This window comes from Acuticoccus sp. (genome assembly GCF_965213555.1).
Lineage (GTDB): Bacteria > Pseudomonadota > Alphaproteobacteria > Rhizobiales > Amorphaceae > Acuticoccus.
Genome location: NZ_OZ243890.1, coordinates 1,070,559 through 1,093,274, shown reverse-complemented (window position 1 = coordinate 1,093,274; position 22,716 = coordinate 1,070,559). Strand labels below are relative to the sequence as shown.

General features: G+C 72.2%; 20 protein-coding genes and 2 pseudogenes. 7 read left to right on the top strand and 15 right to left on the bottom strand.

All coding sequences use genetic code 11. From position 1 onward, the window contains the following. Positions 1-67 precede the first annotated feature (67 nt). On the bottom strand, positions 68-1,333 hold the full coding sequence (locus ACOOE8_RS05340; RefSeq protein ID WP_420393810.1) for a cobyrinate a,c-diamide synthase: 1,266 nt from the start codon (positions 1,331-1,333) through the stop codon (positions 68-70). Positions 1,334-1,343: 10 nt separating this feature from the next. Beyond that, positions 1,344-2,063 (bottom strand): DUF1194 domain-containing protein, encoded by a 720-nt coding sequence (locus ACOOE8_RS05335; RefSeq protein WP_420393809.1) that lies wholly within the window; start codon positions 2,061-2,063, stop codon positions 1,344-1,346. 198 nt (positions 2,064-2,261) lie between these two features. On the opposite strand from ACOOE8_RS05335, the gene ACOOE8_RS05330 reads away from it, so the two are divergent. Beyond that, positions 2,262-3,365, top strand: a complete 1,104-nt coding sequence (locus ACOOE8_RS05330) for a cobalt-precorrin-5B (C(1))-methyltransferase (protein WP_420394633.1) — start codon at positions 2,262-2,264, stop codon at positions 3,363-3,365. Beyond that, positions 3,358-4,083: a cobalt-precorrin-6A reductase gene (locus tag ACOOE8_RS05325; RefSeq protein WP_420393808.1), complete on the top strand. Its 726-nt coding sequence runs from the start codon at positions 3,358-3,360 to the stop codon at positions 4,081-4,083. Before ACOOE8_RS05330 ends, ACOOE8_RS05325 begins: the two co-directional genes overlap by 8 nt. Before the next feature lie 112 nt (positions 4,084-4,195). Here the strand turns inward: ACOOE8_RS05325 and cobM are convergent, their stop codons facing one another. The 6 genes and pseudogenes from cobM to ACOOE8_RS05295 form a co-directional block, all read right to left on the bottom strand. Continuing rightward, on the bottom strand, positions 4,196-4,969 hold the full coding sequence (gene cobM / locus ACOOE8_RS05320; protein WP_420393807.1) for a precorrin-4 C(11)-methyltransferase: 774 nt from the start codon (positions 4,967-4,969) through the stop codon (positions 4,196-4,198). Continuing rightward, a complete protein-coding gene (gene cobJ, locus ACOOE8_RS05315; protein ID WP_420393806.1) occupies positions 4,966-7,434 on the bottom strand; it encodes a precorrin-3B C(17)-methyltransferase in 2,469 nt (822 codons plus the stop codon). Before cobJ ends, cobM begins: the two co-directional genes overlap by 4 nt. After that, positions 7,431-8,597: a precorrin-6y C5,15-methyltransferase (decarboxylating) subunit CbiE gene (gene cbiE / locus ACOOE8_RS05310; RefSeq protein WP_420393805.1), complete on the bottom strand. Its 1,167-nt coding sequence runs from the start codon at positions 8,595-8,597 to the stop codon at positions 7,431-7,433. Before cbiE ends, cobJ begins: the two co-directional genes overlap by 4 nt. Beyond that, the gene (locus ACOOE8_RS05305) at positions 8,598-9,254 is read right to left on the bottom strand and encodes a precorrin-8X methylmutase (protein ID WP_420394632.1); all 657 of its coding nucleotides are present in this window, start codon (positions 9,252-9,254) and stop codon (positions 8,598-8,600) included. 348 nt (positions 9,255-9,602) lie between these two features. Further along, a pseudogene (locus tag ACOOE8_RS05300) lies at positions 9,603-10,283 on the bottom strand (sirohydrochlorin chelatase); the annotation flags it as partial. Beyond that, positions 10,280-10,468, bottom strand: a complete 189-nt coding sequence (locus tag ACOOE8_RS05295) for a DUF6732 family protein (RefSeq protein ID WP_420393804.1) — start codon at positions 10,466-10,468, stop codon at positions 10,280-10,282. The gene ACOOE8_RS05295 and the pseudogene ACOOE8_RS05300, both read right to left, overlap by 4 nt. A 322-nt stretch (positions 10,469-10,790) precedes the next feature. Between ACOOE8_RS05295 and ACOOE8_RS05290 the strand changes: the two genes are divergently transcribed. After that, on the top strand, positions 10,791-11,378 hold the full coding sequence (locus ACOOE8_RS05290) for a hypothetical protein (RefSeq protein ID WP_420393803.1): 588 nt from the start codon (positions 10,791-10,793) through the stop codon (positions 11,376-11,378). Positions 11,379-11,385: 7 nt separating this feature from the next. Here ACOOE8_RS05290 and ACOOE8_RS05285 read toward each other — a convergent pair whose 3' ends face one another. After that, positions 11,386-12,159 (bottom strand): SRPBCC domain-containing protein, encoded by a 774-nt coding sequence (locus ACOOE8_RS05285; protein WP_420393802.1) that lies wholly within the window; start codon positions 12,157-12,159, stop codon positions 11,386-11,388. 188 nt (positions 12,160-12,347) lie between these two features. Here ACOOE8_RS05285 and ACOOE8_RS05280 point away from each other — a divergent pair, with 188 nt between their 5' ends. Next, a complete protein-coding gene (locus ACOOE8_RS05280; protein ID WP_420393801.1) occupies positions 12,348-12,908 on the top strand; it encodes a class I SAM-dependent methyltransferase in 561 nt (186 codons plus the stop codon). Here ACOOE8_RS05280 and ACOOE8_RS05275 read toward each other — a convergent pair. Beyond that, a complete protein-coding gene (locus ACOOE8_RS05275) occupies positions 12,905-13,420 on the bottom strand; it encodes a YHS domain-containing (seleno)protein (RefSeq protein ID WP_420393800.1) in 516 nt (171 codons plus the stop codon). The two genes, ACOOE8_RS05280 and ACOOE8_RS05275, sit on opposite strands and share 4 nt — an antisense overlap. Before the next feature lie 244 nt (positions 13,421-13,664). Between ACOOE8_RS05275 and ACOOE8_RS05270 the strand changes: the two genes are divergently transcribed. From ACOOE8_RS05270 to ACOOE8_RS05260, 3 genes and pseudogenes are all read left to right on the top strand, one after another. Then, entirely contained in the window at positions 13,665-14,147 is a 483-nt protein-coding gene (locus ACOOE8_RS05270) for a TerB family tellurite resistance protein (protein WP_420393799.1), read from the top strand. A gap of 99 nt (positions 14,148-14,246) precedes the next feature. Then, positions 14,247-15,005 (top strand): glutamine amidotransferase, encoded by a 759-nt coding sequence (locus ACOOE8_RS05265; RefSeq protein ID WP_420393798.1) that lies wholly within the window; start codon positions 14,247-14,249, stop codon positions 15,003-15,005. Between the two features lie 2,472 nt (positions 15,006-17,477). Then, a pseudogene (locus tag ACOOE8_RS05260) lies at positions 17,478-18,462 on the top strand (IS630 family transposase). 220 nt (positions 18,463-18,682) lie between these two features. Here ACOOE8_RS05260 and ACOOE8_RS05255 read toward each other — a convergent pair. The 5 genes from ACOOE8_RS05255 to ACOOE8_RS05235 form a co-directional block, all read right to left on the bottom strand. Beyond that, positions 18,683-18,970 (bottom strand): hypothetical protein, encoded by a 288-nt coding sequence (locus ACOOE8_RS05255; protein ID WP_420393797.1) that lies wholly within the window; start codon positions 18,968-18,970, stop codon positions 18,683-18,685. Positions 18,971-19,510: 540 nt separating this feature from the next. After that, positions 19,511-19,987 carry a hypothetical protein gene (locus ACOOE8_RS05250; protein ID WP_420393796.1) on the bottom strand — a complete coding sequence of 159 codons (477 nt, stop codon included), beginning with the start codon at positions 19,985-19,987 and terminating at the stop codon, positions 19,511-19,513. After that, positions 19,984-21,192: a 23S rRNA (adenine(2503)-C(2))-methyltransferase RlmN gene (rlmN, locus tag ACOOE8_RS05245; RefSeq protein ID WP_420393795.1), complete on the bottom strand. Its 1,209-nt coding sequence runs from the start codon at positions 21,190-21,192 to the stop codon at positions 19,984-19,986. The genes ACOOE8_RS05250 and rlmN overlap by 4 nt, the downstream gene beginning before the upstream one ends. Before the next feature lies 1 nt (position 21,193). Further along, positions 21,194-21,694: an invasion associated locus B family protein gene (locus ACOOE8_RS05240; protein WP_420393794.1), complete on the bottom strand. Its 501-nt coding sequence runs from the start codon at positions 21,692-21,694 to the stop codon at positions 21,194-21,196. A 185-nt stretch (positions 21,695-21,879) separates the two neighbouring features. Further along, positions 21,880-22,710 carry a LysR family transcriptional regulator gene (locus tag ACOOE8_RS05235; RefSeq protein WP_420393793.1) on the bottom strand — a complete coding sequence of 277 codons (831 nt, stop codon included), beginning with the start codon at positions 22,708-22,710 and terminating at the stop codon, positions 21,880-21,882. Between the last annotated feature and the right edge of the window lie 6 nt (positions 22,711-22,716).

The following is a 22,716-nucleotide window of genomic DNA, read 5'->3' as shown; positions in this document are numbered from 1 at the left end:
GCTCCTGGTGAACATCCGTCTTGCAGCGGCAACGCGAGCTTTCGGGGCTGGTTCCAGATCGCGGGGCTCACTCGAGGTCGATGACGTGGGCGAACGAGCCTGCCACGGTGCCGACGCGGGTGCCCATGGGGCCGAGGGGAGCGCCGTCGGTGTCGGCGGCGGTGAACAACGACGGTCCTTCCCGCTCCGCGGTCGCATAGTGGAACTCGTGGCCGCGGAGCCGCGGCGGGAGGAGGTCGCCGTCGTGGGTGAGGCGACGGTAACCGAGGGTGCGTCGCGGCACCGCGAAGCTCGTGCGCACGGGCAGCAGGCCGGCCATGGCGTGCGCCGCGCCTTGTGCGTCCACGAGGGCCTCGCCGAGCGCCATGTAGCCACCGCACTCGCCGAGGACCCGGGCGCCGCGCGCGGCGGCGCCGACGAGCCCCTCCTTCCAACGCGCGTTCGTGGCGAGCCGTCCGGCGTGAAGCTCGGGGTAGCCACCGGGCAGGACGACGGCGTCCGCCGCCGCGTCCGGCGCCTCGTCGGCAAGTGGCGAGAAGGGGTGCAGCGTGGCGCCCGCGGCGCGCCAGCCGTCGAGGACGTGGGCGTAGGCGAAGGCGAAGGCGTCGTCACAGGCGAGCGCGATGCGGCTGCCGGGCGGCGGCAGGGGTGCGCAGGGGGCGCCGATGGAGGTCGGGCGATGGAGCGCGGCGATCGCATCGAGGTCCACGTGGGCCTCGAGCACGGTTGCGATCCCCGCGAGGCGCTCGGCGAGGTCGGCGTGCTCGCGCGCCTGGGTCAGCCCGAGGTGGCGCGAGGGCAGCGCGAGCCGCTCGTCGCGCGGCACCGCGCCGAGGCAAGGGACCGGGCCGCGCGCGAGCGCCGCGCGCAGCATGGCCTCGTGCCGCGGACTGCCGACGCGGTTCAGCACGACGCCGGCGAGGGGCACGGTCGGATCGAAGCTCGCGAACCCGTGCACCAGCGCCGCCACCGAGTGGCTCTGGCGGGCGGCGTCGACGACCAGGATCACCGGCAGTCCCAGCGTGCGCGCGACGTCGGCCGACGAGCCGGCCCCGCTGGACGGGCCGTCGAACAGCCCCATGACGCCCTCGACGACGAGCCCGTCCCGCGATCCGAGCGCCGCCACGAGGCCCGGCCGCATGGCCCACGGGTCGAGGTTCATCGCGGGGCGCCCCGCGGCGGCGGCGAGGAAGGCGGTGTCGATGTAGTCCGGCCCGACCTTGGCGGGGGCGACGTCGTGACCGCGCGCGACGAGGGCGGCGATCAGCCCAGCCGTGATCACCGTCTTGCCAGACCCCGACTGCGGCGCGGTGAGGAGGATGCCGAGGCTCACACGGGGCGGCTCACCACTCGTCGAGCCGGCGCCATCGTCGCCATTGCTTTTCTCCGACGGCACAGTCCGCCGTCGGCTCCGGCGTTCCGAACTGGGCCGGTACGATCCGCGGCGTGGCGGCCGCGATCTCGAGGATGATCTTGCGCCGGATCGCCTCCTCGAACTGTGCCGGGTCGGTGACGGTGATCATGAACGCCCCGAACCCGCCGATGACGCAGTCCTTGTAGTACTGGTCGAGGTTCTCGATGGAGAAGAAGCCGCCGGGGTTCGCATCCTTGATCATGATCGGCAGGCCGTTGACCGTGATGCCCTGCGCGACGACGGCGTCGCGGGCGTTCGTCACCGGTGAGCCCATGTTGTTCGGCCCGTCGCCGGAGACGTCGATGACCCGCCGCATGCCATCGATGCCGTTGTCGAAGAGCAGTGCACCGTGGGCCAACGCGCCGGAGATCGACGTGCGGCGCATCCGGCCGATCGCGGCGGCATCCAGCATGTCGGCGAACGTGTTGGCGCTCGCCGGCCCGTCGACGATGGTCCACGGCACGACGGTGCGCTGGAGGTCGACGCCGGCCCACTCCACGTAGGTCACGGCGATGCGCTGCCAGTCCCCGCGGCCGATGGTGGCGACCACCTCGGGGTCGCGCATCGCTGCGACGTAGCCCTCGCGCTGCAGGCGCTGCTCGTCGATGTCCATGGACCAGGAGACGTCCACCGCGAGGACGAGCTCCACATCGACGACCGGCGGCGCGGCGCTGGCGGGCGCCGCGGGGAGGGCGAGGGCGAGGGCGAGGGCGAGGCGAAGGCACGCATGGTCGCAGCCTTTTTGGGGGCGGGCATGTGGGACGCGAGGTCGCCCGCGGCGCCGGCAAGCCCTAACGTGGCGCACGGTCGGACCGCGGTCAACGCGACCGCGCGGAGGGACGGGGCGATCGTTCACGGCGGGCAGTCGAGGGAGGACGCGCACGAGCCGGACCGTCCGCTGCGCAGCGGCTGGACGACGGGAGCGTGCGCCACGGCGGCGGCGAAGTCCGCCTTCGCCGCGCTCGTCGGCGGCGCGTTCCTCGACCCCGTCGAGGTCACGCTGCCGCGCGGGGGCACCGCGGCGTTCGCCCTCGCCCACGAGGCGATGGGCCAGGACGAGGCGACCGCCGGCGTCGTCAAGGACGCCGGCGACGACCCGGACGTGACGCACGGTGCGCTGATCCTCGCCAGCGTCCGGCTTGGCGGGGCTGGCGTCACGTTCGCCGCCGGCCCCGGCGTCGGCACGGTGACGCGGCCGGGGCTGCCCGTCGGCGTCGGTGAGCCCGCGATCAACCCCGTGCCGCGCGCGATGATCGCAGCCGCGATCGGCGAGGTCGCCGCGCGCCACGGGGTGCTCGCGGACGCCATGGTGACCCTGTCGATCCCGGGCGGCGAGGCGCTCGCGCAAAGGACCTGGAACCCGCGGCTCGGCATCGTCGGCGGCCTGTCGGTGCTGGGGACGACCGGGATCGTCACGCCCTACTCGTGCGCGGCCTGGATCCACTCGATCCATCGCGGGATCGACGTGGCCCGCGCCGCCGGACTGCCGCACGTGGCGGCGTCGACGGGCTCGACGTCCGAGCGCGCGGCGCAACAGGCGCTCGGCCTGCCCGACCATGCGATGCTCGACATGGGGGACTTCGCCGGCGGGCTCCTCAAGTACCTCGCGCGTCATCCGCTGCCGCGGCTCACCATCGCCGGCGGCTTCGCCAAGCTGTCCAAGCTCGCCTCGGGCGCGATGGACCTGCACTCGTCGCGCTCGACCGTGGACACGGCCCGCCTCGCGGCCTGGGCCATCGAGGCGGGCGCGACGCCCGCGGCGGTGGCCGCCATCGCCGACGCTCCCACCGCGATGGCGGCGCTCGCCGCGGCGCAGGATGCCCACGTCGACCTCGCCGCCGCGGTCGGCAGGCGCGCGGCCGCCGCCGCACGGGAACGGTTGGGTCGGGCGCCCGTTCAAGTCGATGTGATGGTGGTGGACCGATCGGGGCGGATCGTCGCGCGTGGCTAGCATCCTGCTCCTCGGCGGGACCGAGGAGGCACGGCGCCTCGCGCAGATGCTGCACACCCGGGGCGCCGACTTCCTCACCTCCCTCGCCTCGTCCATCGGCGAGGACTATCCAGGTCCCCAGCGCCGCGGCGGCTTCGGTGGCGAGGAGGCGATGGCGCAGTTCCTCCAGGAGGAGGGCGTCAAGGTCGTCGCCGACGCGACGCACCCGTTCGCTGCGATCATCAGCCCGACCGCCAAGCGCGCCGCCCGCAAGGCGCGCGTGCGCTACCTGCGCCTCGAACGGCGGCCGTGGCGGCGCTCGACCGCCGACCGATGGATCGACGTGCGATCGCTCGAGGAGGCGGCCGACTCGCTCGACAACGGCTCCACCGTGTTCCTCACCGTCGGCACCGGAGGGCTCCAGCCCTTCCTGCTGCGCCGGGACCTGCACCTCGTGGTGCGCACCATCGCCGAGCCCAGCCTCGGGACGAGGCGGGACGTGGTGGTGCTGCGCGACCGTGGGCCCTTCACCGTGGACGGCGAGCGTGCGCTCTTCGAGCGCCATCGCTTCGATGCGATGGTGACGAAGAACTCCGGCGGCGACGCGACGGCGGCAAAGCTCGTGGCAGCCCGCGAGCGGCGCACCTTGGTCTACATGGTCAAGCGACCGCGGGGACAGCCGTGGGCCAACGCGCGCACCGCGGACGACATGATGCGCCGCCTGCGCCGATACCTCTAGAGCGGTTTGGGGTTCGGTGGAACCACTCAACCCCAAGAAGACCGCTCTTACTCAAGGAGCTAGAGCATCTTGTCTGGGTCTGACGAGACCCAGGATGCTCTAGCGGCTCGCGTCACGCTCGGCGGCGCGGCGACCTTTGGTGACGGAAGAGGTGCCGATGCGCCGGGTCGTAGAGCGCCGAGTCGGCGAACCCCTCCGCGGCGAGAACACGGCCGACGAGGATCAGCGCCGTGCGTGTGACCTTCGCCTCGCGCACGACGCTGGCGAGGGTGGCGAGGGTCGCCCGAAGCACCATCTCATCCGGCCACGACGCGCGCACCACGACGGCGACCGGGCAGTCCGCGCCGTAGTGCGGCGTCAACGCCTCAGCGACGTGGCGCACGTTGCGCACCGACAGGTGGATGGCGAGCGTGGCGCCCGACGCGCCGAGCGTCGCGAGGTCCTCGCCGTTGGGCATCGCCGACGACTTCATCGCCGTGCGCGTCAGGATCACGGTCTGCGAGACCTCGGGGAGCGTGAGCTCCGCGCGCAGCGTCGCTGCGGCGGCGGCGAAGGCCGGGACGCCCGGCGTCACGTCGTAGTCGATGCCGAGCGCGTCGAGCCGGCGCATCTGCTCGCCGATGGCGCCGTAGAGCGACGGGTCGCCGGAATGGACCCGCGCCACGTCCTCGTCACGCCGGTGGGCGGCCTCCATCTCGGCGACGATCTCGTTCAGGGTCATCGCAGCCGTGTCGAGGACGCGCGCCCCCGCAGGAGCCTCGGCCACGACCGCCTCGGGCACCAGGGACCCGGCGTAGAGGCACACCGGGCATGCGCGGATGTGGTTGAGCCCGCGCACGGTGATGAGGTCCGGCGCGCCGGGACCGGCGCCGACGAAGTGGATCACGTCGCGTAGCCCCGCGGGGTGTAGACCAGCGGAAGGCCGTCGCCGCGAACGAACGCGCGCGTCGTCGAGGCGCCGACGAGGACGATGGACAGCATGGTGACGGACGCGGGGTCGAGCGCGGCGAGCGTCGTCACGGTGGTCGCCTCCTCCGGCCGGCCGAGGCTCGCGGCGACGACGACGGGAGTGTCCGGCCGCCGTGCCTTGGCGAGGATCGCGACGGCGCGGTCGAGCTGCGTCGTTCGACGCTGCGAGCGCGGGTTGTAGAGCGCCAGCGCGAGGTCGGCGTCCGCGGCGGCGGTAAGGCGCCGCTCGATCACCGGCCAGGGGGTGAGGAGGTCGGACAGCGAGATCGCCGCGAAGTCGTGGCCGAGGGGCGCGCCGACGCGCGCTGCCGCGGCCTGGGCGGCCGTGATGCCAGGCACGACGACGAGCTCGACGCGGCGGGCTGCGTCGCTGAGGTCGCCGCGTTCCAGGAGCTCCACGGCGAGTGTCGCCATGGCGAAGACGCCGGGGTCGCCGGACGAGATTAGGGCGATCGACTGCCCCTCTCCGGCGCGCTCCAGGGCGAAGCGGGCGCGTGCGGCCTCGTCGCCGAGCGCGAAGTCGTGCCGGGTCTGAGTTGCGCGCAGGTCCTCGACCAGGTCGAGGTAGAGCGTGTAGCCGACGAAGGCGTCGGCCGACGCGAGGGCGGCGAGGCACTCCGCGGTCCGCCACAGCCGCGTGCCGGGTCCGACGCCGACGACGATGAGCTTGCCGCGGGCGCGCCCGACGTCGCCGATGGGCTCGGGGGCCTCCGCCAGCGCGGTGGTGACGGCGCCGTGGACGGTCTTCGGCGCGAGGAGGCGGCCGTCGGGGCCGACCGCCGCCAGCGCCGCCGCCTCGGCGACGCCGGCGACGCCGACGGCGGCGCGCACCACCTCGGAGGGCGTTGCGAGCCGCGGCTCCTGGCTCGCCAGCGCCTCGCGGGCGAAGACCCGCAGCGGCACGTCGAGGTCTTGCGCCACGCCGGCGAGCGCCGGCTCGTCCGCCTTGAGGTCGAGGCTCGCGACGACCGCTACCGCGCGCGGGTCGAGGTCCGCGGCGGCGATCGCCCGGCGCGCGGCGGCGACGGCGGCGTCGGGGTCGGCCCCGCGCTCGGCTCCCATGCCGAGCGCGATCCGGCGGGCGACGTAGGTCGGCACGCACGATGCGTCGGCGGCCGGCCGGATCGTCTGGCGCACGACGGCCTCGCCGCGGGGCAGGCTGGCAAGGAACGGCACGTCCGTGGCGACGCCGTCGCCCGCCGCGACGCGCGCAACCAGCGCCTTGAACGGCGCAGGGTCGGCGACGCGCCAGCCGTGCGGCGGGTCGTCGAGGGCAAGACCAAGCGTGAGGTCGCCCTGGGTCGTCACCGCCGGGGCGACGCCGAACGCCTCGCCGAGCACGGTCGCGATCCGCCCGCCGCCGCGATGGCTGTTGAGCAGCGGCACCACCGCGCTTCCATCCTCGGCGACGGCGACGACCGAGGGCTCGGCTCGCTTGTCGGCGAGGAGCGGGGCCACCGCGCGCACCAGGATCCCCGTGGCGCACACGCCCACGATGGCGACGCCGGCGCGGAACAGTCCCTGCAAGTGGTGGACGGCGTCGGCGAACACGGCGTCCACCGCCTCCGCCGGCACGCGAGAGGCAAGTCCCTCTAGGGTCACCGCCCGACCGGCGGCGGCGAGCGCGCTCCGGCACGCCTCGCCGACGGCGAGCCCGGACGGGCCGAGCACGATGACGGCGATCCGCCCGTCCGGCTCGGTCCGCGCGAGCGGCGCGGCGGCGGGTAGGAGGATGGTGGAGAAGTACGGCTTCGGCCCCGGCGCCGCGGCGGTCAGCGCCACGACCTCCTCATCCGCCCCCGTCGCGCGCACCACGAGGGTGCCGTCGCGGCCGGCAGCCCGCACCATCGCGGCAACCTCGTCGAAGCGGCGACCCACCTTGTAGAGCACCAGCGCCCCCGGCCGAGCGAGGGCAGCCCGCAGCTCGCGGGCGTCGGCGGTCGCGGGCATCACCGTCACCGGCGCGTCGCCGCGCGCAAGGCTCGTCCCCGCCGCCGCGGCGCAGGCGGTGAGCGCGGCGACGCCGGGGACGACCGTCACCGGCGCGCGTCCCGCGAGCCGCGACAGCAGCGAGGCGGCGCTGCCGTACAGCATCGGGTCGCCCTCGCACAGCACCGCGACGGAGCGGCCGGCGGCGAGGTGCACGGCGATGGCTTCGGCGGCGTCGTCGTAGGCAGGCGCAGCGTCCTCCCCCATGGGGACGGCGAACGGCAGTCGCTCGCCCGTCACGTGCGCCTCGGCGATGCCGGCCGCGAGGCTGCCTGTCGCCGTCTGCGGGTAGGCGACGACGTCTGCTGCGGCGATGAGCCGTGCGGCCTTGAGGGTCAGGAGCTCGGGATCGCCCGGGCCGACGCCGACGATGGCGAGCGTCGCCGCGCTCATGGCTTGACCGCGCGCCACTGGAGGACCGGCATCGCGGGTCTCAGCGCAGCGAGCCCGCCGACGGGCGCAGAATGGGACAGCGCGATCCGCGTGAGGGCGCCGCCGTGCTCGGCGTGGCGGGCGAGCGTCGCCGCCTCGCCGCCGAGGGTGACGGCGTTGGACACGAACGTGCCGCCGCTCGGCAGGGCATCCCACAGCGCAGCGAAGAGCGAGCTCGAGCCGACGGCGCCACCCATGAACACGTGGCTCGGCGTGCTCGCAGCGGCGAGGGCTTCGAGGGCGTCCCCCTCCAGGACATCCGCCCGCGTGCCCGTCGCGCCGAGGTTGGCATGGATCGAGGCGACGCGGCCGGGATCGCGCTCGAACAGCGTCGCGCTGCCCCCCGCCCTGCACCAGTCGATGGCGACCGCGCCGCTGCCCGCGCCGACGTCCCACAGGTGCCCCGGGGGGGCCAGCGCGGCGATGGTGAGGAGGCGGACCTCGTCGCGGGTGACGCAGCCGTCGTGGGTGAGGTCGGCCGCGCGCACCGGCGGGCGGGCCGCGCTCCGGCACTCCACCGCGAGCACGTTGAGCGCGTGCGCTTCGCCGGCGAGGGTCGCGGCGGCGGCGTGCCGCACCCGCGCCTCCGGCCCGCCGAGCGCCTCGGCGACGGCGACGGGGCTCTCACCCCACCCCGCCCGCGTCAGCGCCGCGGCGATCTGCGACGGCGCCGCGCCGTCCCGGGTCAGCGCGAGGATGCGCCGGCCCTGCGCGACGTGGGCGAGGATCGCCTCGCACGGCGCGGTGTGCAGCGAGACCGTGCGAACGTCTGCGAGCGGCCAGCACAGCGCCGCCGCGGCGAGCGAGAACGCGGAGGGCGCCGGGAACACCGCCATCTCGTGCGCCGGGACGTCGGCGAGGAGCGTCGCTGCGATGCCGTGATGAAGCGGGTCGCCGCTCGCGATGACCGTGGTGGGCGACCCGCGGCGCGCGAGGAGCTGTGCGACGCCGCACGCGAGGGGCCGTGGCCATGGCCTTGCCCTCGAGCCGTCGACGCCAGCCGCGTCGAGCAGGCGTTGTGGACCGAACACGGCGTCCGCCGCGAGCACGCCTCGCGGTGCGCCCGGCGCGAGCGTGCCGGAGGGCAGCGCACCGACCACGGTCAGCCACGGCGTAGCGGGCACCTAGGAGGTCGCTGCGGAGGCGTCGGCGGCGAGCACGGCTCCGTTCAGCGCGGCGCCGGCGATGGCCGAGCCGCCGCGCCGCCCGGTCAGCGTCGCGTGCGGGAACGACGGCGCCAGCGCCACGAGCGCCGCCTTGGACTCCACCGCGCCGACGAAGCCCACCGGGAAGGCGTAGAGCGCCGCAGGGCGGACGCCGTCGCGCAGGAGCTCCAGCAGCGCGAACAGGGCCGTGGGCGCGTTGCCGATCACCACCACCGCGCCGGCGATGTCGGCCGCGGCGCGGCGGATGCCCGTCGCGGCGCGCGTCGTCCCGCCTTCGGCGGCTGCAGCGGCGGTCCCAGGCTCGTTGAGCCGGCACACGACGCGGTCGGGCGACACCGCCCGGGCGGCGATGGCGTGGCGCGTCATCTCGGTGTCGACGACGACCGGACATCCGCCCTCGAGCGCCGCACGCGTCGCCGCCGTGAGGTCGCCGCGCATAACAAGGTCCGCGAGCACCGCCACGTCGCCGGCCGCATGGGCGATGCGCTCGGCGATCCCCACGCCCGAGCCGAAGCGCGACAGGTCCGCCTCGGCGCGGATGATCGCGAAGGAGCGCGCGGTGATCGCGTCGGGGTCCCTCTCGTAGGCGTATCGTCCGCTCGCGACGACGCTCACCGGCCCCGCGGGGTGGCCCTCGTGCGGGTAGTGATGATGGTCGTGCGCGCCGTGGTGATGGTGGTGGTGCGGCCGCAGCACGCGGCACGCGCCGGTGCAGAACGCCTCGCACAGCGTGCAGGCGGCGACGGACGATCCGGGTGCCGCCGCGCCCTGTCCCTCCACGTGGTGGTGGTGGCTCGCCTGCGGCGCGCCGACCTCCGCCTCGAACCCCAGCACCTGCGTGCGGTACTTGCATAGGCTGCAGTTCATCACCGCCTGCCCGTCGAGGATCTCACGCACGCGCTCGGCGAAGGTGTCGACGACGGCCGGGTGATCGCCGAGGTAGGCCGCCTTGACGAAGGCGATGCCCGGATGGCGCGCGGCCACCGCGTCGGTGAAGCCGTAGATGCGGTCGATGAGGACGCCGCTGAACAGGAAGTAGGGGAAGACGATCACGCGCGCGAAGCCGAGCTTGGCGACCTTCTCGAGGCATGGCTCGACGAGGGGGAAGGTCACGCCCGAGTAGGCGATCTCGCACCAGCCGAAGCCGAACCCCTCCCAGAGGAGCCGCGCAACCTTCGCGACGTTGGCGTTGGCGTCGGGGTCGGACGCGCCGCGGCCGACGACGACGAGGCAGGTGTCGGACGCCGGAGCCGGCCCGTGCGCCGCGTCGAGCGCCCCGAGCGCGTCGCGCACGCGGTCGCCGGCGGCGCGCAGCATCTTGGCATCGACGCCGAGCTCGCGGCCGTAGTCCACGCGCACGCCATGCTCGGCCGCGTAGGCGTTGAGCACGGAGGGGATGTCGTTCTTGGCGTGCGCGGCGGCGAACAGCATCCCAGGCACCGCGAGGATGCGCGTCGCCCCACGCTCGCGTAGCGCGTCCAGCCCGTCACGCAGCACGGGGTTGGCGAACTCGAGGTAGCCGTGCTCCACCGGCCACTCGGGCAGCCGCTCCGCGAGCGCCGCCGCGAGGGTGGCGAACTCCTCGACCGCCGCCCTCGAGCGCGACCCGTGGCCGCAAACGAGGACGCCGATGGCGTCGTTCACCGCCCCTTAAGGCGCATGAAGCCGATGATCGCGAGGCCGCAGAGGACGGCGACGGCGGCCATCGCGGCGACCTCGCCGTAGTGCGTATGGCCAGCGACCTCCTCCATGTGCCCCGGGTGGGCGGCCGCGAGGGTCGCGACGAGGCTCGACGGCGCGGCGAGGACGGTTGTCAGGACGGGTCGCATGATGTCACTCCGATGCTGCGGACGGAGCGCGACCCGAGGACGGGAACCCGTCCACGATCCGGCAGCCACGGGGTCGGCCCCCGGCTTGGGTCGGCCTCACCGCGATCGCTTACAGTTCCGTCGTGGGAACGCTGCGTCGCGATCCGAGCTATCAGCCGGACCATGGGCTGGCAAGCCGGAAGCATCGCGTCCCGTGCGCCCGCCAGCCGAAGCCGTCAGCCGACGCGACGGTCGAGCGCCTCGGGTCGCTATGGCGGCGGTCCGCTCTACGTCGACGATGGTGCGATCCTGCACCGTCCCAACAACCGATGATGGGAGAACGATGAGGTACGCAACGACGGTCGCTGCAGCGATCACCCTCGGTGCACTGGCCTCGCCGGCTGCGGCGAGCGAGCCGCGGATCGCCGACATCAGCGGCGCCTGGTCAGGCACCGGCTTCGTCCAGCGCGACGCCGAGGCGCGCCCGATGAAGGTGCGCTGCGCGATCAACGGGGACCAGGACGGCGACGACCTCGGCTTCGAGGGCGAATGCCGCGCCATGCTCGTCCTCAAGCGCGCCATCGGCGCCAGCATCGTGCGCGAGGGACCACGCTACAGCGGCACCTACACGGGTTCCAACGCCGGCGTCGCCGCGCTAGAGGGGGCGCGGGCCGAGGACGGCTCCATCGTCCTCCACATGACGTTCGAGCGGGAGATCAACGGCGACGACGTCGCGCTGATGACGATCACGCCGAGCGATGGCCGGACGTTCACGATCACCACGGTGGATCGGATGGAGGACGGGGTCGACGTCACCACGTCGCAGATCACCTTCGAGCGCGACGCGGACGTGTCGGCCCGCGACGACGAAGCGCCCGCCGCCGGTGCGACGGTAGGCGGCGACGCTGAGGCCGCCGCCCCGCCTCGCTAGTCGCGCCTCAGAAGCCGTCGGCGAGGAGCGCGGCGATGAGCGCGAGGCCGACGGCGACGCCGATCCATCGCCCGATGCCGCGACGCCCCGCGGGGACGACGGCCCCCGGAGGCACCGTGCTGGGGCGCTCGAGGGCGGGAACGTCGGCCTCGTCGGCGCCGAGCGGCTCGGGGCGGCGATGCTCCGGCGCGGCGTCGGGCCGGACCGGACCCCGGCGAGGCTCGATCGGCGGTTCCTCGCGGCGGCCCTCGCCGGCTCGTGCCGCGTCCGCGAGGGCGACCACCGCGCGGGCGGGCTCCTTCGTCGCGGAGCCCTGCACCGACGGAGGCGGCGCCGGGGCCGTCGCCATCGACGCCTCGAGGCGCGAGAAGAACTCCGTCGCCAGCGTCCGTGCCAGGGCGTCGCGACGCTTCACGTCGAGGGCGGCGAGCTCTCCGGCAAGCTCGGCCGTCACGTGGTAGGCGAGGTTGGTTGCGCCGGCGTCGATGGCGGCGAGGGCGACGTGGGCGTTGCCGGTGGCGCTCCCGGCGGAACCCGCGTCGACCTGCATGCGCAGGGAGTATCCCGCCGACCCATCCTCGTTGTACACCTCGACCGTGGCGTCGAGCGCGAGGCGCTGGGGACCGACCTTCAACGCTGCAAGGATGCGGGACCGATGGGCGTCCACCTTGGCGAGGGATCGGAGCCCGGGCAGCGCGCGACGCAGCACCGTCGCGTCGTGAAGGGCGGCATGGACCTGCGCCTGCGGGGCCTTCACCACCTTCTCTCCGGACAGCTCCACAGCCCTCGCTCGCTCCGCACCCCGCCGCCTCGTCGGTGACCACACTAGGCAACGGACCCAACGCTTCACAAGCGGCGTGCCCGATCTGCGCGGGTACGACGTTCGAGGCCGGACCCAAGGGGCGCGCCTCGCCGGCGGGGCTGGCGCCGCGCTGCCGGGGGTGCGGCTCGCTGGAACGTCACCGGGCCATGCGTCTTGCGCTCGTCGCGGTCGTCGCCGAACTCGGAGGGGCTCGCGCGCTGCAGTTCAGCCCCGACCCCGCGCTGCCGCGGGAGGGGCTCGCGGGCTTCGAGCTGTCGACGTTCGGCGGCGAGAACCACCTCGACATGGAGCGCGTCGACCGGCCGAACGGGGCCTACGACCTCGTCATGGCGAGCCACGTCCTTGAGCACGTGGAGGACGACCTTGCCGCCCTCCGTGAGCTCGACCGCCTATCCGCCCCGTGCGGCGTCGTCGTGCTTGCGGTGCCCGACCTCCTGCGCGTCGGCGCGACGACAGAGTACGGCAGGGCGCGGGCCGACAAGCACGGACACTGGCGCGTCTACGGGCCGGACATCGTGACACGCTGGCGCGCGGCTGCCCCGCTGTGGCGCGGGCTCGGCGTGGTGGCGCGCGACCCGGTGACCGGCGAGGCGGACCGCCTCACGCTTCTGTCCCGCTCCTCCGCCCGCCTCGAAGGGCTTGCCGTGCGCCTCAGCACCGCGGGGTTTGCCCCCTTCGACGCGTTCGCACCGCCGCGCTTGCTTTAACCCCGCGGCGCCTCGGCGGCGTCGAACTGCGGGATCGCACGGTCGGAGGACGGGGACGGCTCGATCTCCTGCCAGTTCGCCTCCGAAAGGGTGAGGTTGCCGTCGATGTCCTCCTCCCAGAAGCCCACGACGTTCTCGGTGATGTTGAGGTAGAGCTTGCCATCGACGATGCGCCACAGGTCCGGGTTGCCGGGCACCTTGCCGCCCTTGGCGACGCCGTAGGCGCAGTGCCCGTCGTACTGCGGCGCGTAGCGGTTCGGGTCGGCCTCGAAGCGGGCGAGGTTCTCGGCGCTGGCGAAGGCGAACGTTGCGCCGTTGTGCTCGGCGGTGAACTCCTTGGTGCCGGGGATGGCGGCGGGCTGCGCCGTGCCCACCGGCGCCTGCACGAGGTCGAAGTAGGCGACGACGTCGTGGCCCGCGTTGGCGAAGCCCGACTCGTTGACGTACTGCTCGCCGGCGGACGCGGCGGTCGAGGCAAGCGCCGCGGCGGCGGCGATGACGATGCGGTTCATGGGTCCTCCGAGGGGTTGGCTGCGGCCCTGCGCCGGTTGCTCGCGACGCTGTTCGAGCGCGCCGTCGAAACATAGGCTGGCGTGCGACGCATTGACCGGCGCTCGCGTCGAACCAACGAACATGTGATGGGTGGCCGCTCGGCTGAGGGGCTCATCGCCTCGTTCGAGCGCAGGTTCGCTGGCGCCACCACGCCGCCGCCACATATCGGGGGATGTTCGGCGTCGAAGCGCGAAGGAGGGGGCCGTGTTGCAGGCCATCAGCGACTGGATAGGGCGGCTGTCCCATGCCGGCGAGGGCGAGGACGGTTACTCCGTGGCCGATCCGCGACTGTCGGTGGCAGCGATCCTCGTCCACATCATCGCCGTCGACGGGGTGGTGACGGGCGACGAGAAGCGTCGGCTGCGCGAGGTCCTCGGCGCGCACTACGCGCTTTCGCCCAGCGAGACCGAGGCGCTCGTCGCCGAGGCGACGCAACGCGACGACGACGCGGTCGACCTCTACGGGTTCACGTCGGTGCTGAAGCGCGAGCTCGACGACGCGGGCCGGCAGGAGGTCGTCGCGCTGATGTGGGAGATCGTTTACGCGGACGGCGTGGTCTCCGAGTTCGAGGACAACGTCGTGTGGCGCGTGGCCGAGCTCATCGGCGTGTCGACCCGCGATCGCGTGACCATCCGCAAGCGCATCGAGGATCGGCGTGCGGCGCGTGGCGAGGGCGCGAGCGAATGAGCCGCGGGCAGGTGGGGTCGTCGCAAGGCCTTCGCGAGCCTTGCATCGACCCATGGTGGTCGCTGGCCGTCGGCCCTCCGATTTGGTAACATCAGGGCCATGGTCCACTCTCCCTCGAGCCCGACGCCCGTCGGCGCGCGCGAGCGCCCGATCCTGATCGTGCTGCACCAGGCGCACTCCACGCCGGGCCGCGTCGGTCAGTTCCTCACCGCCCGGGGTTACCCGCTCGACATCCGCCGCCCCGCGCTGGGCGACACGCTGCCGCAGACCACCGCCGAACATGCCGGCGTCGTCATCTTCGGCGGCCCGATGAGCGCGAACGATGTGGACGCCTTCATCCGGCGCGAGATCGACTTCATCGACGTTCCCCTGCGGGAGGGCACGCCCTTCCTCGGCATCTGCCTCGGCGCGCAGATGCTCGCCAAGGCGATCGGCGGCACCGTGGGCGGGCACCCCGACGGTCAGGTGGAGATCGGCTACTACGACCTGATGCCGACCTCCTCCGGCGAGCAGCTGATGACTTGGCCGAAGAAGGTCTACCAGTGGCACCGTGAGGGCTTCCGCCTGCCGCCCGGCACCGACCTCCTCGCCAAGGGCGAGCACTACGAGGAGCAGGCGTTCCGCGTGAGCGACGCGGCGTACGGCGTCCAGTTCCATCCCGAGATCACGCTCGCCATGCTGCACCGCTGGACGACGCGCGCCCACGAGCGCATGCAGCTGCCCGGCGCGCGCAAGCGGCGGGACCACTTTGCCGGCCGCGCCATCTACGACGGTGCTGTGCGCGACTGGCTGGACCGCTTCCTCGACCTGTGGACCGGCGCCTCGGCCGAGCCGCCGGCGCTTGCCGCCAGCGCCTGAGGCGGTCGCGCCGCTGGGTTTCGCGGGCTCGGATGACGTGCGCCGGCGCGTTGGTTGGGAGCGATGCGATCGACCTTGGGGCAGTCCAGCTCGACGAGGCAGCCGTTGACGTCGCGCACGCAGGCCACCGTCTGTCCCGACGGCTTCACGGCCGGCTCAGCAACTGCCGAGGCGCCCGCGCGCCGCGCGGGCGTGGCACTAGCGTCATTGGTCACCGAGGCGACCTTAAAGCCTGCCACGGTCTGCGTGCTTCGCTTCGGCCGGATGGCAACGCCGTTGGCCTCGGCCATGGCCTAGCCCGCGGAGGCGAGCGTCGTCTCCCCGGTCACGAGCTCCGCATAAAGCCCCACTTTCGTGGACCAATTGAGCCGAAGCGCCAAGCGCGGCCTCATGGTGCACCACGGTCGCGGCGATGTGGACGTTGGCGCACGCGAACCGCACATCGGCACCCTTCCGAAGGAGACGCGACGCTCCACCGGCTCCCCCGGGACCTCAAGGATCCAGAGTGCTTGATGCAACGTCGGCATTCGTCGGGATCGAAGCCTACGTGAGGTTGTCGATGGCGGGCCGCAGATCCTGCCCGCGGTGGGCGCGGTGGTTCCGAAGCATTACCTTGAGCCTTGGGCGAACGCCGTCTGGATCGGGTCGGAAGTCGGGTGAGTAGAGCGGAAGGGACATGACGGTGCCGCCGGCCGCACCGATCGGCGGACCTCGGCGACCTAGTGGGCAGCGAGGTTGTCGATGACGACGACGCAGCTCGCCGCAGGCGCTGGGGCGAGGAACTTTTCAGTATGGCGACGAAGGCCGGCCCTGCCATCGGCCCGGACAGGACAGTGGCGCGACGAGGCGGTCTCGTAAGCCCGCAGCGAGGGCGTCCGTGCGCCGGTGACCGTGCGGCACGGCGCCGACCACGCGTGCGCCACGCTGCACCCAGCCATAATGCCGTGCCTTCTGGGTGTTGGCGCTGATCTCATCGGTGAAGAGTAAGGCTTCTGTGGCGAGGGAGCGTTGCCGCAGCTGCCAGCGCTCGCGTTCTTGCGCCTCGTCGGAGCCGACGCTGCTCGGCGGCGCGCAGGCCTCCTTTCGGGGTGAGGTCGAGCCGGCGCACCGTGTACCACACCGCATGGAGCAAGACGTTGAGCCAAGCGCCTGCCGAGGGTACCGCCGCAGGTCAAAGGGGGTCGCGTCGTGGTTGCCGGTCATGGAGGCCGTGAACGTCGGCGCGAGCTTGCGTGGCGGCTTGCTGCGTCGTTGAGGCCATGGGATCGCCGGTCTGTCGGTGCCGCATCGACGTTTGTAGATGCGCGCGACGCTGACCTCGAACCGCTTGGCGCCCATCTCCGCCGGGTCCCCCCCTGCGTCGAAGGCTGCATTCCCGCGGGCGCGGCGATCCTTGCTGTAAGCTCGGTTGCTCGTCCAATGCGCCCTACGAAGTGGTATCCCAGTGCCGACAGGGAAAGCGCGCTAGGAGCAGTTTCGGCTTGCGGAGGATCGAGCAAATCGGATCCTGGAGTTGGCGGCATCGGGTTCGGGGGGCCGACGATGGCGCTGCTGTGAGACGATCCGAGGATCTTCCTCGGCACGGCTGTCGATGCCGGAGCGTCGGCCCGCCAGGTGCCAGCGCGCTTCGATGTCGGCCCGTCGAGGATCGCCAAACCCGTGCAGTGCGTCCGGGCGACGGGGAGCGTCGTGCCGGAGCGATCGGCGGGGACCGCAAGCTGCTTCTCGCGCGCACGAGGCGACCATCGGAGGGCTGGTGGCCCGCAACGGTAGCATCATGCTTACCGAGCTCAGAGGAAGCCATCATCGCACGCGGCGGACCGGCGGTGTCGTTGTGGGCGGTCTGGTCGATGCTGCAGCGGCTCGGCTGAGACATAAAAGTCGCTGAGGGCGGCCGAGCAGGAGCGCTCCGACGTCGCGAAGGCTCGTCGGCGCTGGCGAGGCTTCCAGGGCTTCCAGCGCTTCCGGGACCCGGACCGCCTCGTCTTCCTCGACGAGACTGGAGCGTCCACCATGGTCCGCCGGACCGGCCGGCCACCGAAGTCCGAGCGGGCCGTCGATCACACGCCTAGAGCACTGGGAAACTACGACGTTCGTCGCCGGCCTTCGGGCGTCGGGGATCGTCGCGCCGCTCGTCCTCGCCGGGCCGATGACGGGCCGAAAGTTCCTCGCCTACGCCGAGCCGTTCCTCGCGCCGGCGCCCTCGCCGGGCGACGTCGTGGCGACGGACAACCTTGCCACCCGCAAGGCGCAAGGTCGCCGGCGTGCGCGATCGCGGCGGACGGCACCAGTGTCCTGTACCTGCCGCCTTACCGCCCCGACCTCGATCCGATCGAGGTCGTTTATGCCGAACTGAAGGCCCTCCTGCGCAAGCCGCAACAGCCCGATCGTGGGATCGCCGACACCTTGGGCGAGCGGGCTGAGCCTACGGGTCGCACCTCGCCTAGAGCGTGTCTCTGTCGGTGTGACTCGTTGGGAGGACTCCCTGAGCGGCGCGAACATGGTTCGCGATGCTGCCTTCGTCATCGGGTCGTCCAAGCCATTGAAGATGGTCTGTCCTGTCGTCAGGCGGCAGCGCGGTTCGATGCCGGCGGCTCGAGTGCGATCCGCTGGCATCGTGCATGGTGCCGGAACGGGTCATTCGCACCCAAGCGGCTGGTCCCACCGCAGTCGAGCCCATCGCGAGGCGATCTTCGCCGTTCTCGATGCCGAGGCCGACATCACGTTGCGTGAGTTGAGGGCCGAGCTCGCCCGGCGCGGCCGGTCGGTGTCGGCGGCGGCGCTGGGGCGCTGGGGCGCTGGGGCGCTGGGGCGCCTGGGGCGCTTCCTCCATCGGCACCGGATGACGCGCAAAAAAAGACCGGCCACGCTGCGCAACAGGATCGACCCGACATCCTGAGGCGCCGACAGGCCTGGTTCGACGCCCAGCTCGACATCGATCCGGAGCGGCTGATCTTCATCGACGAGACCTCGACGAGCACGAAGATGGCCCTGACCCATGGCCGGGCGCCGCGGGGCGAGAGGCTGGGCATGGCGCTTCCTCATGGTCATTGGAAGACGACGACCCTGGTGGCTGGGCCTTCGCTGAAGGGCATTGTGGCCCCGATGGTTCTGCCCGCGCCATCAATGGCGTCTGGTTCGAGGCCCATGTGGAACAGGTGCTGGTGCCGGTTCTGACGCCGGGCGACATCGTCGTCATGGACAAACTGGGCAGCCACAAAAGCTGCAGGGTCCGCGACCTGATCGAGGCCGCGGGGGCCAAGCTGCGCTTCCTTCCGCCCTACGGTCCCGGCTTCAGCCCGGCGAGAACGCCTTCTCGCAAATCAAAGCGAACCTCAGGCGAGCCGCAGAGCGCACCGTCCCCGGCCTCTGGGATCGGATCGGCGAGGTCATCGACCACGTGACCCCGCACCATGCGCGAAACTACCTCAACGCCGCCGGATATGCGCCAAACTGAGAGAGGCAGGCTCTAACGGGCGTCGCTCCCGTTGGAAACGCTGCTTCGAGCAACGCTCTGTCCGAGCCATCGGATCGTCAGACGATCGAGCAGACTGACATCATCTCCTGTTGCGCAGTAAAGTCGAGCTTGCCTTGATGATGAAGTCTTGCGTCGCGTCTCGTGGACAATGAGCGGCCGATCGACGGCGCGATGGCGGGCAACTGTGTTCCGACCGTCGTCACGCTGGCCGATGTGAAGCCGCCGCTGTGACGAAGCCCCTTCGAATGCGTCGCGGGCTGGCGAGGTTGTGGATGACGACCACATCACCGGGCGTGAGCGCAGGCACCAGGAAGGTCTCAATGTAGGCTTGGAACGGGCACCCGATGATGACCCGGTCGAGCACCATCGGCGCCGCGATCTCCTTTGACGCTAGCCCCGCAACCAGCGTCGTCGTCTTCCAGCGGCCATGCGGCAGCGCCATGCGCGACCGCTCGCCCCGCTGGCAGCGGCCATGGGTGCGCGCCATCCTCCTGGACGCCCCCGTCTCGTCGATGAAGATCAGCCGCTCCGGCTAAGGTTCGCCCTGGCGGTCGAACCATGCGCCCCGCTCAGCGTGACGTCGCCGGTCTTAACGAGGATCGCCAGGATCCGCTCGGCGTGGGCCTCGGTGACAGGGGACCAAGGGTCGCCGCCTTGCCGCTTGGCTCGGCACGAGCCGGTGAGGCGCCATCCCTCATGCCAGCGGATGGCCGTGGACGGCGCAACGTCGCCGGATTGGGGGCAGTCTTCGTGGGGTTGGGTGGTTCCAACTAACCCCAAACCGCTCGACGCGAGACCGCTCCGATCGGTGACGCGTCCTCTTAGGGCACCGCGATGGGTTGGCACAGGGTACCAGCGCGCGATCGAGCCCGAGGCGACGGCAATGCTCCCGGCCGCCGCGGCACTGCCCGTCCGCCTGTCGCCTTGCCGCAGCATCGCGCTGAGCTGCACCACCGCTCTCACGAGGCCGACCACCCGCTCCGCCGACCGACCGCACCCGCGTCGGCCGTCCATCCTCGGCAGCCAGCTAGCGCCAGCGATGCTCTTCGAACCAGCGCAGCTCGAGCCAGCGGCCAGCGCTGCGTCCGGCGATCAGCCAGTAGACGAAGCCGCCGACGGCGCCGCCTGCCACCGACAGCTGAACCGCCGCGCCATCGAGGGGCGGCGCCGCCTCGCCCGACATCGACGCCGCGATGGGAAGCGCGCGGACGAGGCCGACGACGCACCCCGCGACGAGGTAGGGCACGAGGCCGCGCACCTTGAGCCCTTCGGCCAGAGCTGCGGCGACCAGCGCGGGCCAGAACGCCGACGTCAGCGCCCGAAGCGTCGTCGTGGCGAGGTAGATCGCGATCTCCACGAGCTGAGGCCAGGTCGCCTCGCCGAGCTCCGCCGGGTCGATGCCGAGGATCGCGACGACGGCGAACGTCGCCGCCGCAAGGCATGCCGCCGGGTACGCGATGGAGATCATGATGAGTTGGGCGAGGGAGGCCCAGACCGCGTTCACGGCGCCGTCGCCCGCCTCTCACGGGCCGACAGCTTCTGCGACGTCGAGCGCAGCTGCCCACACGCAGCCAGGATGTCCTGGCCCCGTGGCGTTCGTACCGGCGAGGCGTAGCCGGCGCGGTTGACGACGTCGGCGAACACCTCGATCGTCTCCCAAGCCGAACACTCGTACGGCGCCCCCGGCCACGGGTTGAACGGGATGAGGTTGATCTTGGCCGGGATGCCGCGGATGAGCTCCACCAGCGCGCGCGCGTCGGCAGGACCGTCGTTGATCCCCTTCAACATCACGTACTCGAAGGTGATGCGCCGCGCGTTGGACAGGCCCGGGTAGGCGCGGCAGGCGTCCATCAGCGCACTGATCGGGTACTTGCGGTTGAGCGGAACGAGGACGTCGCGGAGCTCGTCGCGCACCGCATGCAGCGAGATGGCGAGGAGCACGCCCATCTCCGCTCCGACGCGGGGGATGAGCGGCACGACGCCCGAGGTGGACAGGGTGATGCGCCGCCTCGAGAGCGACAGGCCATCACCGTCCGCCACCACGGCCATCGCCGCCTTCACGTTGTCGAAGTTGTAGAGCGGCTCGCCCATCCCCATGAGGACGACGTTGGTGACCATGCGACCTGCGGTGGGTCCGCCGGCCGAGCGCTCGGCGCCGTTGAAGTCCCCCAGCCGGCGGCGCGCGAACACCACCTGCTCGACGATCTCGCCGGCCGTGAGGTTCCGCACCATGCGCTGGGTGCCGGTGTGGCAGAACGTGCAGTTCAGCGTGCAGCCCACCTGGGACGACACGCACAGCGTGCCACGGCCCTCCTCGGGGATGTAGACCGTCTCGACCTCCACCGGGCGGCCGGCGCCGCGGTCCGGGAAGCGCAGCAGCCACTTGCGCGTGCCGTCGCGGGAGACCTCCTCGGCCACCATGGTGGCGGAACCCACGGGCAGGCGCTCGAACAGCGCATCACGCACCGGGGCCGACACGTTCGCCATCGCCGAGACGTCGGTGACCCCGCGCACGTAGAGCCAGTGCCAGATCTGGGCGACGCGCATCGCGACCTGCCGCTCCGACACACCCATCGCCGCAAGGTAGCCGGCGAGCTCCTCGCGACTGGCGCCGATGAGCTGAGGCTCGCGCTCCGCCGACGCCGCGCGGACCAGCGGCGCAACGGCCGCGGTCGGAGCACGCCGGTTGAGGAGGGCGAGGTTGGCCACGTCAGGCGTCGCAGCCCGACGCGATGCGGTTCGATCCGGCCGTCACGCCGGAGAGCGAGAAGGTGTAGCTCGTCTCCGTCCCCCGGGCGGAGGTGCCGCGCACGGTCATCCGGCTGCCGGCGCGCATCGCCACCAGGAGCTGCGCCTCGTCCGCCGGCGACTCGACCCAGGCACCGTCGTCCTTGGTGAACAGCTGGAACTCCTGACCATCGATGTCGACGACGACGTTGGAGTCCGGGGCGAACGGGTAGCCGACGAGGACGCTCGCCTCGTGCGTGACTTCCTCGGCCGGCCGTGTGGTGAGGAAGAAGAACACGTCACCATGGTTGCGGTCCGGCGGGGCGAGCGTCTTGGGCTTCGACAGGAGGTAGCAGGTGACGTTCCCGTCCTGCCCCTCGTAGCGGTACGCCTCCCAGTCGCTGAACTGTTCGAGCAGCGTCGGGGTCTGGGCGAGGGCAGACAGAGGCGACAGGAACAGAATGAGTGCTGCGATGAATCGCATGGTCAAGCGTCTTTCTAGCTTACGTCCGTCGAGGCACGGTCACTGAAATCAGGTGTCGCGCTCCAGGGTCAAGTCCACGCTCTGTGACGGGTCGTCCATGATCGCAGAACGCTTGACCGTTCCCGGCGGGACACGGCGCCGCAACGGTTATCGCCTGGGGTTTAAGGCAGGCTGAACGGCGCGAACTATCCTGCCACCCCAGCCGGTGCAGGTTCTAGGACGGCCGCCGTGGCGTCCCACTTCTGCCGGATAACCTCCGCGAGCTTGCCGGCGAGTTCCGCCTTCGGTCCGCCGGCGACGTACATGGCGATCTTCGTGGTCGGCAGTACGGGCAGCGCACCGGCGTGCTCGACGGCCACGAGGTGCGGCGGCGTCGCGTCGGCGATCCCCGCGTGGACCGCGAAGTCGGCGGAGACGATCGCCTCCACCGTGCGGATCGACATCGACTCGACGGCCATCGTCCACCCGATGCCGGCGTCGTCCAGCGCACGCTGCACCCAAGGCCTGAAGATGCAGCCGTTCTCGAAGGCCAGCGGCAGGGGGCGCTGGCGCCAGGCCTGCCCCCCGGGCGCGCCGATCCACACCAGCGGGCCGGACTGAAGGACGAGCGCGTCGCGGTCGGGCGTGACCTCGGTGGTCAGGATCACGTCCGCCTCGCCGCGCGCGAACAGCGCCTTCAGCTCGTGCGTGTAGGAGGACTGGAGCTGGACGTTCACCCGCGGGTAGGCCCGAGCAAAGTGACGCAGCACCTCGGGGATGTAAGGGTACACGACGTCATGCGGCGCGCCGAGCACGAGGTTCCCCTCGTAGCTGCGCTCGGTCAGACGAGCCCAGACCTCGTCGTTCAGATCGAGCATCCGCCGCGCGTAGGAGAGCAGCTGCTCCCCAGCCGCCGTCGGCGTCATCGCTCGGCGGGAGCGCTCGAGCAGCGGATGGCCAAGCCCCTCCTCGAGGCGCTTCAGCTGCATGGAAACAGCCGACTGCGTGAGGTTCAGCCGGGACGCCGCGCGGGTCACGCCGCC

Coding starts and splice junctions, on each gene's coding strand:
- cobJ (WP_420393806.1), bottom strand. CDS start 7,434: ATGAGCGCGGCGACGCTCGCCATCGTCGGCGTCGGCCCGGGCGATCCC.
- ACOOE8_RS05295 (WP_420393804.1), bottom strand. CDS start 10,468: ATGCGACCCGTCCTGACAACCGTCCTCGCCGCGCCGTCGAGCCTCGTC.
- ACOOE8_RS05290 (WP_420393803.1), top strand. CDS start 10,791: ATGAGGTACGCAACGACGGTCGCTGCAGCGATCACCCTCGGTGCACTG.
- ACOOE8_RS05280 (WP_420393801.1), top strand. CDS start 12,348: ATGCGTCTTGCGCTCGTCGCGGTCGTCGCCGAACTCGGAGGGGCTCGC.
- ACOOE8_RS05275 (WP_420393800.1), bottom strand. CDS start 13,420: ATGAACCGCATCGTCATCGCCGCCGCCGCGGCGCTTGCCTCGACCGCC.
- ACOOE8_RS05265 (WP_420393798.1), top strand. CDS start 14,247: ATGGTCCACTCTCCCTCGAGCCCGACGCCCGTCGGCGCGCGCGAGCGC.
- ACOOE8_RS05255 (WP_420393797.1), bottom strand. CDS start 18,970: ATGGCGCGCACCCATGGCCGCTGCCAGCGGGGCGAGCGGTCGCGCATG.
- ACOOE8_RS05240 (WP_420393794.1), bottom strand. CDS start 21,694: ATGCGATTCATCGCAGCACTCATTCTGTTCCTGTCGCCTCTGTCTGCC.